The 15,260-nt window shown below is 45.2% G+C and carries 19 protein-coding genes and 1 pseudogene; 9 read left to right on the top strand and 11 right to left on the bottom strand.

Features of this window, described 5'->3' with window-relative positions:
• The 8 genes from SWH54_11430 to SWH54_11395 all read right to left on the bottom strand — a co-directional run bounded on the left by SWH54_11430 (position 1) and on the right by SWH54_11395 (position 5,000).
• On the bottom strand, positions 1-1,068 hold the full coding sequence (locus tag SWH54_11430; protein MDY6791865.1) for a hypothetical protein: 1,068 nt from the start codon (positions 1,066-1,068) through the stop codon (positions 1-3).
• A gap of 484 nt (positions 1,069-1,552) precedes the next feature.
• The gene (locus SWH54_11425) at positions 1,553-1,900 is read right to left on the bottom strand and encodes a cytoplasmic protein (protein ID MDY6791864.1); all 348 of its coding nucleotides are present in this window, start codon (positions 1,898-1,900) and stop codon (positions 1,553-1,555) included.
• Positions 1,901-1,937: 37 nt separating this feature from the next.
• The gene (locus tag SWH54_11420; GenBank protein MDY6791863.1) at positions 1,938-2,144 is read right to left on the bottom strand and encodes a rubredoxin; all 207 of its coding nucleotides are present in this window, start codon (positions 2,142-2,144) and stop codon (positions 1,938-1,940) included.
• 134 nt (positions 2,145-2,278) lie between these two features.
• Positions 2,279-2,803, bottom strand: a complete 525-nt coding sequence (locus SWH54_11415; protein ID MDY6791862.1) for a DUF6691 family protein — start codon at positions 2,801-2,803, stop codon at positions 2,279-2,281.
• 13 nt (positions 2,804-2,816) lie between these two features.
• The gene (locus SWH54_11410; GenBank protein MDY6791861.1) at positions 2,817-3,335 is read right to left on the bottom strand and encodes a YeeE/YedE thiosulfate transporter family protein; all 519 of its coding nucleotides are present in this window, start codon (positions 3,333-3,335) and stop codon (positions 2,817-2,819) included.
• A complete protein-coding gene (gene prxU / locus SWH54_11405) occupies positions 3,325-4,050 on the bottom strand; it encodes a thioredoxin-dependent peroxiredoxin (GenBank protein ID MDY6791860.1) in 726 nt (241 codons plus the stop codon). Before prxU ends, SWH54_11410 begins: the two co-directional genes overlap by 11 nt.
• Before the next feature lie 141 nt (positions 4,051-4,191).
• Positions 4,192-4,533 (bottom strand): cytochrome c3 family protein, encoded by a 342-nt coding sequence (locus SWH54_11400; GenBank protein ID MDY6791859.1) that lies wholly within the window; start codon positions 4,531-4,533, stop codon positions 4,192-4,194.
• Between the two features lie 257 nt (positions 4,534-4,790).
• Positions 4,791-5,000, bottom strand: coding sequence for a hypothetical protein (locus SWH54_11395; GenBank protein MDY6791858.1), 210 nt, complete (start codon positions 4,998-5,000; stop codon positions 4,791-4,793).
• Between the two features lie 490 nt (positions 5,001-5,490).
• Between SWH54_11395 and tpx the strand changes: the two genes are divergently transcribed.
• From tpx to SWH54_11350, 9 genes and pseudogenes are all read left to right on the top strand, one after another.
• Positions 5,491-6,099 carry a thiol peroxidase gene (gene tpx / locus SWH54_11390; GenBank protein MDY6791857.1) on the top strand — a complete coding sequence of 203 codons (609 nt, stop codon included), beginning with the start codon at positions 5,491-5,493 and terminating at the stop codon, positions 6,097-6,099.
• A gap of 2 nt (positions 6,100-6,101) precedes the next feature.
• Positions 6,102-6,551 (top strand): thioredoxin TrxC, encoded by a 450-nt coding sequence (gene trxC / locus SWH54_11385; GenBank protein ID MDY6791856.1) that lies wholly within the window; start codon positions 6,102-6,104, stop codon positions 6,549-6,551.
• Between the two features lie 14 nt (positions 6,552-6,565).
• Positions 6,566-7,471, top strand: a complete 906-nt coding sequence (locus SWH54_11380) for a TIGR01777 family oxidoreductase (protein ID MDY6791855.1) — start codon at positions 6,566-6,568, stop codon at positions 7,469-7,471.
• A 20-nt stretch (positions 7,472-7,491) separates the two neighbouring features.
• Positions 7,492-7,947, top strand: a complete 456-nt coding sequence (locus SWH54_11375; protein MDY6791854.1) for a ferritin family protein — start codon at positions 7,492-7,494, stop codon at positions 7,945-7,947.
• A 2-nt stretch (positions 7,948-7,949) separates the two neighbouring features.
• Positions 7,950-8,774 (top strand): DUF3786 domain-containing protein, encoded by an 825-nt coding sequence (locus tag SWH54_11370; GenBank protein ID MDY6791853.1) that lies wholly within the window; start codon positions 7,950-7,952, stop codon positions 8,772-8,774.
• 150 nt (positions 8,775-8,924) lie between these two features.
• Positions 8,925-9,068, top strand: coding sequence for a hypothetical protein (locus tag SWH54_11365; GenBank protein MDY6791852.1), 144 nt, complete (start codon positions 8,925-8,927; stop codon positions 9,066-9,068).
• Positions 9,069-9,080: 12 nt separating this feature from the next.
• Positions 9,081-9,401 (top strand): annotated as a pseudogene (locus SWH54_11360) (redoxin domain-containing protein).
• 126 nt (positions 9,402-9,527) lie between these two features.
• On the top strand, positions 9,528-10,409 hold the full coding sequence (locus tag SWH54_11355) for a phosphatidylglycerol lysyltransferase domain-containing protein (protein ID MDY6791851.1): 882 nt from the start codon (positions 9,528-9,530) through the stop codon (positions 10,407-10,409).
• Positions 10,410-10,591: 182 nt separating this feature from the next.
• Positions 10,592-11,062 (top strand): universal stress protein, encoded by a 471-nt coding sequence (locus SWH54_11350; protein MDY6791850.1) that lies wholly within the window; start codon positions 10,592-10,594, stop codon positions 11,060-11,062.
• 112 nt (positions 11,063-11,174) lie between these two features.
• On the opposite strand, the gene SWH54_11345 is transcribed toward SWH54_11350, so the two are convergent.
• The 3 genes from SWH54_11345 to SWH54_11335 all read right to left on the bottom strand — a co-directional run bounded on the left by SWH54_11345 (position 11,175) and on the right by SWH54_11335 (position 15,240).
• Positions 11,175-11,852: an acetate--CoA ligase family protein gene (locus SWH54_11345; GenBank protein MDY6791849.1), complete on the bottom strand. Its 678-nt coding sequence runs from the start codon at positions 11,850-11,852 to the stop codon at positions 11,175-11,177.
• Complete coding sequence (locus SWH54_11340; GenBank protein MDY6791848.1) at positions 11,846-13,216, bottom strand: CoA-binding protein; 1,371 nt, start codon at positions 13,214-13,216, stop codon at positions 11,846-11,848. Before SWH54_11340 ends, SWH54_11345 begins: the two co-directional genes overlap by 7 nt.
• A 191-nt stretch (positions 13,217-13,407) precedes the next feature.
• The gene (locus SWH54_11335; GenBank protein MDY6791847.1) at positions 13,408-15,240 is read right to left on the bottom strand and encodes a PAS domain S-box protein; all 1,833 of its coding nucleotides are present in this window, start codon (positions 15,238-15,240) and stop codon (positions 13,408-13,410) included.
• Between the last annotated feature and the right edge of the window lie 20 nt (positions 15,241-15,260).

Genomic DNA, 15,260 nt, shown 5'->3' with positions numbered 1-15,260 from the left:
TCAGGACTCCTGTTTTCTTTTGGTTGCCAGCTTCAACATGTATCCAATCAAGCCGATGCCGGCTATTAGGGTAACCATAAAAAGGATCATGGGTGAGTACTGGGGTTCAACTTTAAGATCCGAAAGAGAAAAGTATGGTTTAAGATAAGCCGTTCGAACCATATCCCGTATAAGAACCATAACCACAACGGTAAAAATAGCCGCGCCTGCTGAGGGCCAGACCCGTTTGTTAAACCCGAAGTATAATGCCGTGCCCGCACCGGCAAGGCCGAAAAAAAACAGCAAGGTTCCCAGGCTGCTGTCTCCCAGGAATAAAAGGATAATAGGATTGGGAAGTGCCATAGCAAACCAGAAACCGATGATGATCTGAACCAGGGTGGCATAGGAAAACCATTTCATGCCCGAAGAAATCATGGCTTCATAATGGTGGTTTCCTTCTTTGGCCTTTATTTTGCCGACTATGGCCAGAAAAAGACCGCCTATCACCAATGACGCGCAGACAAAATGCAGGTACCTTGGAATCAGGGTGGGTTCGGAAAGATTTAAAATAGTACCGCCGCTATTGGAAAAATAACGGATCCACTTTTCCGGCGTCAGCATTAAAGTAATATTGCTGGTAAATAAAAAAGCAATTAAAAGCATCAATATGACACAAACAGCAATAAAAATACTTCGGGCTGAACCGAGTGCATCGAATTTAAAATCAAACAGGTAGGCGCTGTAATAGGCAATGATTAGTATCCCGATGATCAGCAGCCAGTACCACCCCATCAGTACCGAGGAGGTGTAGATAAAGTTTCCATAAAGAACCTGGATGAAAAGCAGGGGGGCCACACCCATGTTTACGGTAAAAGCAATGGTATAGGGCAATTTCAGGCTAATCTCTTTGGCCAGGGGCAAATCTTGCCGCTTACCTTTAAAAGATTTAACCAGGGCAATAATGCCGGTTCCCAGCATGGCATTCATGCACAAAACATGGAGCACAAAGGTCAGTAAAAACAAAAAATGAAGCCAGCCCCAGTGAACCGGGATGGAATCCGGTGCAGGGATAAGAGACGAAGGGTCCATACGTCATACTCCTTACACAACACTACTTTTTATACTTTTTCGCTTAAAAATATTCAATAGAAACAAACCATCGTTTTTCAATCTGAGCTCGGTTCGACCGGGGAATCGCCTATTGGCCCGTTACCAGACTTAACAAATGAGATCGAAATCCTACACGCCCCCTATCTTCTCAGTTAAGCCCATACAGGCAGAGACGATCAACGCTGCCGTGGGATTCTGTCCCCTGGGGCTGGTTCAAATCTAATCGAAGCGTGATAGCTGCCGTACGTTCATTTCTAGAAAAGATTGTTATGTCTGGTAACGGGCCAATAGGCGATTCCCCGGTCGAACCTTAGGTTTCATGCTTCGTTGTGCCCAGTCGGGCATGAAAATTTATGAGAATTGCTCTAGGTAACCACTCAGATGTAATGATTTTTGCAGCTATGGTGACCACTCACGTAGCCAGCCTGAAACTGTTTATACTGAGTAATTATCGTTTCACCAATTAAAACGATATGATCTCAAACCCTTCATCTCGATATCGCGCCATGCTGGGGTGCCCTGACATTTCATCCAGCAGCGCCAAGCCTTGTTCTTTTGCTGCCTCCAGGGTTCCCAACTTATTTGAGCAGGCCTTGCAAACACCGTCAACCAGTCCGTCTTGTTTCACCTTTTCCCACAGCTTGTGCAAAGGATTGTCCGGTTTAGCCAAATCAGAAAGTAGTTTTGTGGCTGAGCCTTCTATGATAATCTTACAATTAAATCCTTTTTCCTTCATATCAAGGGCATTTAAAAGGACATGAATAAAACACATTGGGTCACCATTGAAAACAAAAAGGGCAAACTTTTTCATAAACATCTCCTGATGTGTATTAAAACGCGATCAATTTTTAACCCTCCGCCGCGACCGAACCAGGGCCTGCCAGGGGCTTAAAAATCTTTTTACCGGCACCGCAGATTGGACATTTCCAGTCATCCGGCAGATCCTCAAACCGGGTACCTTTGGGAATTTTCCCTTTCCGGTCTCCCCGGTCCGGGTCATATATATATCCGCAATTTACTGTCTGACACTGATACATCTCTTCGGGTTGAGCCATCTTATTCTCCTTTTCTGTTTTCACCACTGAGTTCGCGGAGAACACAGAGAATATCTTTTTTATAATTAGTCATCTCTGTGATCTCCGTGTTCTCTGTGGTAAAAATTGGACTTTTTACAAGTAAATCAATATTTTTATAACCCTTTTTTCTCAAAAAACCAAAACAGCACCACCACCAAAAGGCTGAAAACAAGGATGACGATCCAATGGTTTATTCCCAAAATCTGTGGAAGCGATATTTTACCAAATGACCCGATACTGATGATATATTTTTTCATAAAGGGATATATCGTTGCATAAACCGCTCCGCCAAACAGCATTCCCAAAATTCCCCAGAGCGCATCGACACGGCCTTCTCCCAGCGCTCCGGCCGCAATACCCGGGCAGTAACCCAACAGACCCCAGCCGACCCCAAAAATTAAGCCGCCGATTACCTGGGCGCCGATGGATGTTGCTTTCAGGCTCAGTTTGATCACTCCCAAATCTTTAAACAGGTAAATGCCGATGGTACCGACGACGATTGCACTGAGCATCAGTTTAAAAACCGTCATATCAATCAATCGAACGGCACCGATCTGTTTTTCATATGCCAGTATGCCGGATCTTTGCATGATGATGCCAAACAGGATGCCGGTGACAAGTCCGTATAATAAACTCATTTTTCAACTCCTCCTATCGGCTGTATAGAATCCTTGCTGTAATTGCAGCACCGATTACAAAAAAAGCCAGCGCAATAAATCCGCTCACCGCCAGCTGGGAAAGACCGCTGAGTCCGTGGCCGGTGGGGCATCCACCGGCCAGTCTGGCACCGATGAGAACGACTGTACCCCCGATGAAAGCCACGATTCCTCTTTTCAGCGGACTGGATCCAAATTTATTTTTCCACATGGTCGGGACTGCTTTTGCTCTAAAAGTACCGGAAAGTTTGGCCGCAATAAAAGCACCCAGGGCAATTCCAATGACATACATCAATTGCCAGTTGGGAAGAGAGCCGGGACCGTACTTTCCCTTCTTGGTGGTAAAATATTCGAACCTGGAATAGTCGATCCCCACCGATTTCTCAATGACGGAGGCACCCCGTGCAAAGGTGGTGGATGCCCCCAGATACTTGCCCGCCACAATGACCGATAACACCAACAATATGCCGATAAGCGCACCTGCCACATATGGATTTAATGTTTTATTTTTCATAAGCCATCTCCGTTTTCCATACTTCCCATACTTTTCCCACCAGGTCCGGTCCTGGCTTTAACGTCATTTTGCCCGGCTGCCAGCCGGACGGGGTGGCTTCTGTTCCTTTGCTGTTACGTACGAGCTGGAACGCCTGGATCTGTCTAAGCGATTCGCTGACATTTCTTCCCACCGGAGGGGTGAGCACTTCGTAACCCTGAACCACACCGTCCGGATCGATAATAAATCGTCCCCTGGTTTCCACGCCGGCGTTTTCATCGTAAATTCCATAAACCGTTCCGACTTTACCCCCTGCATCCGATAACATGGGGAAAGGGACCCCGCCGTCGACCATTTTTGAAAGTTCTTTATCATTCCACATTTTATGAACAAAAACACTGTCGATGCTCATTGAAAAAACTTCTACCCCAAGATTCTGAAAATCGGAAAATTTTCCGGCAACTGCCGAAATTTCCGTGGCTCAAACAAAGGTAAAATCACCGGGATAAAAACACAACACCACCCATTTACCCAGATAGTCGGATAGTTTGACGGAAATAAATTTGCCTTTATGATATGCCGGTGCGGTGAAATCCGGTGCTTTTTGTCCCACTTTGATCATGACTTCCTCCTTAACTGTTTTGCTTTCTGTTTCTTTGGTTTCTTCTGTTTCAGCTTCTTCGCCAACAGGCCCCCCTGTTGGCCGCGCACAACCAACCTCCAAATCTTCACTCATATTAGAATCCTCCTTTGATTATTGATGGTTTGCTAAAATTGCCTGACGGCCAAACACGTGCAGATCTATCTAAGCGCTCAAATGTTGATCCAACGCCACATAAACCTCTCTAACCTTGAATCCTGAGCCTGTGAACGGATTTTATTTAACATGACACTGGGAACATTTTGTCGGCCCTGTCTTTTCTCCTGCCTTTTTCTTTTCTCGGTGGCATTTGATGCATGTCTTATTCATCACCTGCTTTTTTTTCAGCTTTTTCTGTATTTTTAACTCTTTTATTATACCGGCCGTTTGGGGAAAAACGCCATGACATGCATTGCAGTCGCTTATGGCATTCTGGTGCAGGTGGTGGGGAAAACCAACGGCCCCTTTCTTGCCGCCGTCAAGCGTAATATCTTTGGCACCCTGATTTTGCATCGCCACCGCCAATGCTACGGTATAAAGGATTATCATGACTATCATTACAACTGTTCTGGCTTTCATTCTGTTCCCTCCGAAAAAATAATGGTTTGTATGCACCTATCCCGACATGTCCAAAGGGCTCCGGCACCCAGTCGTCCGAGTGCCGGGCGCTTTTTATAACGCTACACCGTTCCAATTTATTATCTTGTTTGGTATTAACACATTATACGTCAAGAATATAGTTTTTTGTCTCATATTTTTTTATGATACAAAACTGTCTCTCAAGACAGCTTTAACACTGGATGGGTATAAAGATGTCCTTCTGGATATAGCCGGGATTATTTCTGCATCTTGCATTCCTTGTCCCATTCAGGGCAGGCTGTTTCCATCGCAGTTAAATATTTTTCTGCGCACTCGCCGCATTCAAGCTCGACGTTGGGAACATCTCCATATTTTTCCTTGATTTCTTCCGGGGAAAGTACCTGAGCAAAACTGCAGCCGCACTGGGGGCATGCTGTTTTTATTGTATATTTTCTTTTTGCCATCATACACCTCCTGCTTTTTTCGGGTTAATTAATATGGAATCCGCTGCTATACTGTTTGCCATAAATATGTTCCGTTTTAAATGAGGAAACTGTCTGAGTGTATTAGAGATGGTTAAGAAAGAACGATGATGGAATATGGTCCATTTATTTAAATAGTTCTCATAGCAACATCTTTATAATACAGTCAGTTTGTTCTTTCTTTACCATCTCTAATATACGAGTTTTTCATCGTTTAAAACGGAATATATTAATGGTAATTGTTATAGAAATAGCAAAAAGCATACCAATGTATTTAAGGGCCTTCTCTAATTGAGTCGGAAAAAAGGGTTTGTCGATTCCAGCACTTTTCCTTCACCCCGGCAAGACCGTACATAAAAGCAAAACCACCTTTAAAAAATCACTAAACTTTTCATTCCCGACTTGTTTTCTGGCATACTTATTGAATATTTGTTTTCTCATATTTTGATATTTAACCATATAAAAGGAGGATAAAATGGCACAAATAACATTAAAGGGCGACCCGGTTCACACCATAGGAGAGTTGCCAAAAGTCGGGGATAAAGCACCTGATTTCCTTCTCACTAAAACGGATCTGTCCGATATATCTTTAAAAGATGTATCAGGTAAAAAGGTAATCCTTAATATATTTCTAAGCGTAGATACATCGGTATGTTCTATTTCATTGGCCAGGTTTAATGAGGAAATAAAAAAATTTAATAATGCGATTGTGATTGGTGTATCTATGGATCTCCCTTTTTCTCATGGTCGTTTCTGTGAAAGCAACGGCGTGGAAAATGTAATCACTGTATCCGAATTGCGTAACCGGGAATTCGGCAACAACTACGGATTGAGGATGGTGGATGGACCACTGGCCGGACTCTTCGCAAGATCCATCGTGGTGATCGACGAAAATTCTAAAGTGATTTACACTCAACTGGTCCCTGAAATAACCGAAGAGCCTGATTACCAAAAAGCGCTGAATATGATTACAAATAAGCCCGCCACCGATGAAGACCTCAATAGCTGTTTGCAATCACCCACTGCAGAACATGCAAGGGCAGATGACCTGGATGAACCGTGCGATGATGGAAGGGCAGGATAGTTATGAATAGCGACAGCATCATAATCAGGTGCACAAATTGCGCGGCAAAAAACCGAATTCCTAAAACCCGCTTAAATGACAGGCCTGTTTGCGGTCAATGTCATTCCCCGCTCCCGGAAGTTGGTGTCTTTGACAGCCCTGTGGTGGTTTCAGACCATACCTTCGATGACGAAATTATTGCCCACCCGGGCCCTGCTTTGCTCGACTGCTGGGCACCCTGGTGTGGTCCGTGCCGTATGGTGGGACCGGTTATTGACCAGTTGGCCAAAGAGTTTGCCGGAAAGGTTAAATTTGGTAAACTGAATGTAGATGAAAATCCGGCGACAGCTTCAAAGTATAATATCATGAGTATTCCCACCATGCTTTTGTTCAATGACGGAAAAATGGTGAATTCACTGGTGGGGGCTTTGCCTAAAGCTGAAATTGAAAATCATCTTCGACCACTCCTATAAAGGAAAAATAACTCATGAAGATATTTATTACAGGCGGATCCGGCTTTGTAGGTACCGATCTTTCACGCTATCTGCTTGACAAAGGGCACAGCGTCATTGCCGTCGGCAGGTCTTCCGGACATAGATTGGACGGCAGGCAAAATTTTACATATATTTCGGCGGATACCTCCAATAAGGGTGACTGGCAAAATGAGCTTAATCAGGTGGATGCCGCTGTGAACCTGGCAGGAGAAAATATTCTGGGTCTTTGGTCCGATAGCTACAAAGACCGCATTTACCGCAGCCGGATTTTAACCACGCGTAATCTTGTCGACGCCTTGCAGGAAAACAATACGGCAACCCTTTGCAGTGCCTCTGCTGCAGGGTATTACGGTAACCGGGGTGATGAAATTTTAACCGAAGATGCCGGTCACGGTGATGATTTTCTTGCCAAAGTCTGCATTGACTGGGAAAAACAAGCCTGCCGGGCGGAAGCAAAGGGAATCAGAGTGGTCACCTTGCGTTTTGGTGTGGTTCTGGGAAAAAACGGGGGACCCATCAAAAAAATGCTTCCCGCATTTAAATTTTTTGTGGGAGGCCCCATGGGAAACGGAAAACACTGGTTCCCCTGGATTCACCTGGATGACCTTACGTCTGCCATTCTGTTTATTCTGGAAAACCCTGATATAAAAGGCCCGGTGAACTTCTGTGCTCCTGAACCTCTGAGAAACAGAGATTTTACCAAAGCCCTTGCAAGCGCGTTAAACCGGCCCTCGTTTATGACCGTACCTGCATTTATGCTTCGCCTGTTTATGAGGGAACTGGGGACATCGCTTTTAAACAGTCAAAGACTATCACCGAAAAAACTGACCACCTATGGCTTTAAGTTTCAATATCCCGAAATTAACCATGCGTTAAAGGAAATATTGACGGTTTCGTAACTATTTCAAGGAGGAAATCCATGAACATAGACCAATACAAAGAAATTATAAATTTTGCCATCGCCGGTGAAATAGAGGCCCAGGAATTTTACCAGGATGCGGCCGCTAAAATTAATGTCCCGTACCTTAAAGATATGTTTGAAAAATTTGCCAAAGAAGAGAAAGGTCATGAAAAAATTCTCCAAGGTATCCTGGTAAAAGATACGATTAAACGATATTTTAATGAAAGCACCGATTATAAAGTCGCTGAAACGGTGGAAACACCCAGGCTGTCCACCGACATGAAACCGGCGGATGCCATCGCTTTGGCCATGAAAAAGGAGGAAGAGGCGATGAAGCAGTACACCGATTTAGCAGAAGCCTGCTTGGATCCGAATCAGAAAAAAGTATTTCTCGATCTTGCTTCCATGGAACGCGGACACAAGCTTAAAATGGAAAAGGCGTTTGTCGATATCGGCTATGCGGAGTTATGGTAGCCATGGCATTATCTGTGGTTGATCTTTATAGAGATATACTGCCTAAAACAAATTGCAAAGACTGCGGCTTTCCCACCTGCCTTGCCTTTGCAGGCATGGTGGTGTCTGAAAAACACCCCATTGAAAACTGCCCGCACCTGTCGATAGAGGTGGTAGAAAAATGCAAATCCGAGCTTGAACAGCAGTATTCATGCGGAAAATGGCTCAAAAGAGACATGGCTGAAGATGCGCTGAAATGGGCCAAACAGCGGTCTGCCTCCATGAAAATAGAAGACCTGCCGGATCGTATCGGCGGCAGGTTGATAAAAAAAGGAAATAAAGACGTACTTGAACTGCCATATTTTACCGATTTCATTTTTATTTCCCCACACCGTATTACCAATAAAGACGGTTCGGATCTGACCCGGTGGGAACAGGTTTTTATATACAATCACCTGGCTCAGGGAGGAAGCAAGCTCCCTAGCGGAAAGTGGAAAGGGCTTATAGAGTTTCCCAATACGGTCTCAAAAATTAAATCTATGATCGAGCAGGTGGAAAACCCCCTTACAGAGAAATTTGCCGGAAAATCCGACGAGTTGAGAAGTGCCGCTGAACAGATTGGGGGTCTTGATATGACCGATGATATCCAATCTGCGGACCTGGCAATTTTATTCAGACCCCTTCCCAGGGTTCCGCTGATGCTCATGTTCTGGGATGAAGATTTGGCTGACCAATTCGAAGCAAAGGTTAAACTCTTGTTTGACGAAACTATTTTGGACCATCTGGATATTGAATCGATTATGTTTCTAAGCGAAAGATTGAGACAGCTCCTTTGCGAGGCTTGGTAAAAAATGAAAAATTCCTTGTATGGTGACAACCACCGGTCGACAATCAATAGACCAGTAAACATTTTTCTTATAATTAAAGTGCTTGCTTTTGGGTGGGTCCTCGCCCTTATTTATGCGTGTAGCACAGTAAATTCTGAGGATTACTCTGCCATGTCAAACCACAATCAATTACTTGAAAAAGGGGATGAAGCCCCCAAATTTACAGCGGATACATATAACGGTATCCGTATCAGCCTCACCCAACTGCAAAAATCCGGCCCGGTTGTTCTCGTTTTGATCCGTGGTTTCAGCTGACCCTATACCCGCAATCATCTGGGTCGGATGAAACAGGACTTCATTAAATTTGTGGATAAAAATGCATCCGTGGTCATTATAACCCCCCACGATGCTGAAAAAACGTCCAGCTATTTTTCAACAAATCACCTCCAGTTTCACGGTGTCCCTGACCCGGATCATGAGATTGCCGACTTATACAGGCAGCAGTGGAAATTTTTCAAACTCGGTCGCATTCCGGCACTGTTTGTAGTAGACCGTGGAGGAAAAATCGTATTCTCCTACTATTCAAATAGCATGAAAGATATCCCTGGCAACGATACTGTGATCAGTGTGCTGGAAAAAATAGAATAACGCTGGACTTTATTATAAAAATTGGATGCCACCTGAGTAATGACCAGGAAAAAATCACCTTCATGAAAGATACATTCAGTACAATAAACTCTGCTACCCCATGGTTATGTAAAGGTTTTTTAAGATATGGCCTTAAATTTTGAATCGATCAATCTTAACCAGCAAGCGGAATATTCCAAATATTTTGCCAGATGCCCCCAGAAAACTTCTGACTACAGCTTTGCCAATCTGTGGGGATGGGCGCAGGAATATGGGCTGAACTGGGCATGGACGGATCATCTTGTCTGGATAAAACAGACCGTTCCGCAAATCGAATACTGGGCGCCCATAGGGTGTTGGAATGAAATCGACTGGAAAAAGTGTTTGGATGAATTTGGCGAAAGGTCAATTCGCCTTACCCGTATTCCTGAAAAACTGCTACAGGTGTTGACAGAGAGCTGTGGAGATCGCATCGCTGTAAAAGAGGAAAGGGGCAGTTGGGATTATGTTTACTCAATTGCGGAATTGGTCGAGCTTAAAGGCAAACGCTTTCATAAAAAAAGGAACCTGCTGAATCAGTTCAGAAAAAAATACAATTTTCAGTTTGTTCCTTTTGGTAGCGAAACAATCCATATGGCGATGGCAATGCAGGAGGACTGGTGTACCTGGCGGGACTGCGAATCTTCAAACGTTCTTGCGGCTGAGAATAATGCGATTTCCCGAGTTCTCAACAGCTGGGAGAAGATAGATGGTCTTATGGGCGGGGCCATTATAGCAAATGAAACCATGGCTGCATACACCATAGCGGAAAGTCTTTCAGCAGACATGCTTCTTATCCATTTTGAAAAAGGAAATACGGACTTTAAGGGAATTTATCAGGCCATTAATCAAATATTTCTGGAAAATTCCGGCAAAAGCTATGAATGGGTCAATCGCGAACAGGATCTGGGTGATGAAGGCCTGCGAAAGGCGAAACTGTCTTACAATCCGGTAGATTTTCTTAAAAAGTACCGGGTAAACCTATTGTGATGCTCCTGTGATTAACCGGATTCTATGCCTTTCCTGGTTTTTTTTAATCTTGTCCTGTCGCAAACCGGATTGAACCTGTGAAATATCGCCAATAACCAAAGCAAAATTTTTGCCTGAAGCCAGGGTTTATTTACCGTTACCCGGTTGGGACGATAACAACATGTAAAAGGAGGATATCATTCATGGATAATAAAATATTAGTTGCCTTTGACGATTCCGACAACGCCATGCGGGCAGTGGAATATATCGCAAAATATTTTACCCGCGATAATAAGATTACCCTGTTTAATATCGCCCAGGACACTGCCGCCCTGTGCGACATGAACAGCCCGGCATTGACCCCATATTTTAAATCTCAACAAAGCTCCTTTTGTACGCTTGAAGATAAAAAAAAGAGCCTGGTTGATGGCGCACTGCAACAAGCCCGAAAAAAATTACTGGCGGCTGGGTTTGAAGAAAAGAGCATCACCATCAAAACGGAAAACAAAAAAAAGGGTGTGGCACGAGATATCGTTGCCGAAGCACAATCCGATTATAGCACCATTGTCCTGGGGCGAAGGGGGCAATCCGGAATTAAGGATTTTATCCTCGGAAGTGTTTCACACAAAGTATTTCAACTGGCGAAAGATATATCGGTGCTGGTCGTTAATTAAACGCTTATACTGTTTTTCATAAATCTATCCCGAAAGATGAAATCGCTGTATCCGTGGCTGTCAGATTGTGGTATTATTGAACTTCGCAGTTTACCCGGCCTGTCTCCTCAAATTAACGTTGAAGCATGATCCTGGCGTCTGCGACCACACATCTTTTTGCCGAACACATCACCGGGTTCAGATCGATAGACTCGAAGTGTCCTTCGAGGTTCATAACCAGGCTGGAGAAAGCCATTAAGGTTTGTGACAATTTCTCAAGACTAACCGGCTGCGATCCCCGATAGCCTTTGAGCAACTTGTGTGCCTGGAGTCCCTTCAGCATGGACTCGACGTCCATTTCTTTCAACGGTGCCATCCTCAGGGTGGTGTCCTGGTAAATTTCCACTGCGGTTCCGCCCATGCCCAGAAGTATGACCGGCCCGAACTGATAGTCCACCTTAGCACCGACAATTAACTCAATTCCGCATACCATTTCCTCAACCAGCATACCGGCAAAGTCCTTAAAAGAACTGAAACGATGAAATGTTTTTTCCAGGCTTTTGGCACTGTCAATGCCCACCACCACTCCATCCACATCCGATTTATGAAGCGCCTCAGGAGAGACCAGTTTGCCCACCACCGGGAAACCGATTTTTTCGGCAAAGCGAATAGCCTCGTCCGCACTCCTGGCCCATGAAAACCCGGGGACATCGATACCGCAGATGGACAACAAGCGTTTGGCATCAGGCTCCAATACCCAGCCCCATTTGCTGGATTCCGTAACAATCGCTTTGAGCTCTTTTTTCAACATGGCTGACACCTCCTCATGGCCTCAGCCATGTGCACCGCCCCTTCAATGGAGGGAGACACCGGGACGTGATTGAATTCAAAGCCCTCAATGAGCATACGGTATTTTTCTACATGGGGGACATATGCAACCAGCGGCTTTCCCGCTCGACGCGATATCTGACTTAATCTTGCCCCAAGGTCCGAGGTCGTTCCCGGTAAGTAAGGCAAAAGGAGAACGATGATACAGTCAATCTCCGGTGTATTGCTTAATCCATTTGCTGCTGCCACAAAATCGTCATCAACCGCACTACCGGTCAGATCGATGGGGTTAACGACGGAAGCGATTGCCTGAATGCTTGAGGAAAGCTTCTCCCTGATTTTATTTTGCACCTGATCTGATAGCGCAGGGACGGAAAGACCCTGGTTGGAGCATACGTCGACCGAAAGAGCCCCATGCCCGCCGCTACCGGTAATAATGCCTATTTTGCCTTCGATGGATATTTGATAGCAACTTAAAGATTCACAAAAGGAGATCAGTTCAAATTCATTCTTGGCCTCAACGATTCCATACTGGGAAAGTACTTGATGGAACACTTCGTAGTCACCGGCAAGGGAAGCGGTATGGCTGGAGACGGCCCGACTTCCACCGGCACTCTTACCGGCCTTTAGGACGATGACCGGCTTAGAGCACTCACTGGCTGCCAGCACAAAATCCCTGCCCTCATTTTTCTCGAATCCTTCGATATAAAACGCAATGACCTTGGTATTGGACTTTCTGATTAGGTATCTGAGCAGATCCAAATCTCTGATCATGGCCTTGTTGCCGATACTCACAGCCAGCGACAGGCCAATACCTTCATCGGCAAACTTGACCATCTGATCGACCAGGATACCTCCACTCTGGCTGACCAGAGCGACATTCCCCGGGCTGGGCTGAACCATACGTTCACTGGGAATAAAAAATGTGTCCACTTTAGCTGGAGAATAAATACCCAGGCAGTTGGGCCCAATAAGGGGAAACTTTGCCTCTTGGGCGATGCTTACCATGCGATCCTGTATATCCCTGCGACCGGCCTCGGCAAAGCCGCCGGAAACCACCGCTGCACCGCCCACCTGGGCTTCTATGCAGCCGGCCACAATATCCGGAACCTGTTCCGCGCGAACCGCAATCACTGCCAGATCCACTTTTTCGGGTATTTCCGAGACCTGCCTGAACACCTTTTCACCCTGTAGAATCCCGCCACCGGGATTTACCGCAAATACCTTAACCGGATACCTCAACTGATTTTTATTGAAGACCACGTTGGCAGGATGGCGATCGTTGGTTAAAGACACGCCAATAATGGCCATTGTTTTGGGCTCAAACAGCCTTCTAAAGTTCATCATGACATCCTTTCTGTAAAAGGAGTTCAAAATTGATGGATGATGATAAGGGATGGTTTTTTTTATTAAAAGATATACAGAAAGTCGGTCTGTGAGTCAATAAAAACGAAGAGGAATATAGTTGTGGCAAGCCGTATATAGTAATTTTCAAAAATAGTATAAAGGTCGGGCGGTGAAGAAGTTTTGGTATCCTTTTAGTCTGAACCTCCCCGGTAAACCGGCAGGATAATGGTAAAGGTGGTGCCTTCACCCGGTTTGCTTTCCACCAGTATGTCGCCGCCATGGTCCTTGATGAAGCCGTAGCATACGGAAAGGCCCAGCCCCACCCCTTTTACACTGTCGGTTTTGGTGGTAAAAAATGTTTCAAAAATCATATCCAGATGCTTTTCCTGTATACCGCATCCGGTATCGGAGATGAGTACCCTGACATGATCCGTATCTCTGGCGGTGGTCACCGTCAGGGTACCGCCATCCGGCATCGCATCTTTGGCATTTGAAATCATATTGAGGAACACCTGGCGCAGCTGGTTTTTTGACGCATATACCGGATCCAACGCTTCGTCGAATGCGGTTTTTACCTTTATGGTGTTCTCCCAAAGCTGTTTTTTATGAAGAAGAATCTCATCCAAGATGGTATTCAGGTTGACCGGGGATTGCTGCTCCTGATCCGGTTTTGAAAATGAAAGCATCTTTCGAAGCATATCGGCCAGCCTTTCCGTTTCGGAAAGAGACATGTCCAGCAATTTTCTTCTCTTATTATTGGGCGAAATTTCCGTCTTCATCAACTCCAGCGTGTTCATTATTCCGTAAAGCGGATTGTTCAGTTCGTGTGCAATCTGTGATGTCAGGCGTCCCATGGCTGCAAGTTTTTCAGACTGCAGCAACTGCTCTTGAGTCTGTCTCAGTTTCCGGTTCATTTCCAGCATTTCACCGAGATCGACAAAAAAGCCGACGGATGCGATTTCGTTTCCATTGTCGTCATAAATGATACTGGCGGAAAGGTTCCCCTCCACCTCCTGACCGTCATTACGACTGAATGTCATGGGGCAGGAACGCAGCTTGCCCTTGCCGCCGTATTGGTCGCTTCGCATCATTTTCATTACTTTCTTGGCCATGCTGTCGGTATAAAGGTTTCCCACAACGTTCATTTTCCCGACGACATCTGAAGCCTTATAGCCGAGTGTTTCTTCAGCCCCATGATTCCACCTAATGATATTTCCCTGCATATCCGTGCATATGATGGCGTTGGGTGAGCTTTGGATGGTATTTTCCATAAAATTGTAAGCTTCCCTCAATTCTTTTTCCATCTGCTTCCGTTGGGACTGATCCACACAAATTCCCTCGTAGCCCAGGACATTCCCCGTCTGGCTCATTCGAACATGGGCGGTAAGAAGAACCGCAATGGGTGTGCCGTCCCTGCGCTTGAAATCGACTTCGTAGTCGATGACGCTTCCGTGACGCTCTATCATGGCCTGGAACTTTTTCCTGTCTTCCGGTTTTATGTATAGGTCCTTCTCTATATCGATACCGAGAAATTCCGTTTTGTCTTCATAACCCAGCATATCCAGAAGTGCCCGGTTTGCATTCAGAAATCTTCCTTTTTTACTGCTGACGTACACGCCGACTGCAACATGCTCAAACAACCTGCGATAGTTTTGCTCCGATGCCCTCAGCCTTTTTTCCTGATCTTTACGCAGGGTAATGTCACGATATATACTGAGCTTGGATATGGAACCGTCCTTGTTTTTAAGTGGAAGCTCCAGCACATCATAAGTCTTGTCTATCACTGCCAGGTGGACCTCTTCATGTGAGGTTTCACCCTTTTTAAACATGTCGCCGGCCCTGCACCAGGGACAGATTTTATCGCTCCGGTTAATCACCTGATGGCATTTTTTTCCCGTACCGTTTCCAAATACTTTGACCATCGCTTTGTTCATGAATTCGACCGTGTAATCATGATTGATCACATATATGCCGTCTTCAAGCGCATTGAGTACATCGGTTATTCCATTGGGTTTAGTATACATACGCGTTATTCACCTTTAAA

The sequence above is a fragment of the Thermodesulfobacteriota bacterium genome, assembly GCA_034189135.1.
Classification (GTDB): Bacteria; Desulfobacterota; Desulfobacteria; order Desulfobacterales; family JAUWMJ01; genus JAUWMJ01.
This window is presented reverse-complemented; position numbering and strand designations above follow the sequence as displayed.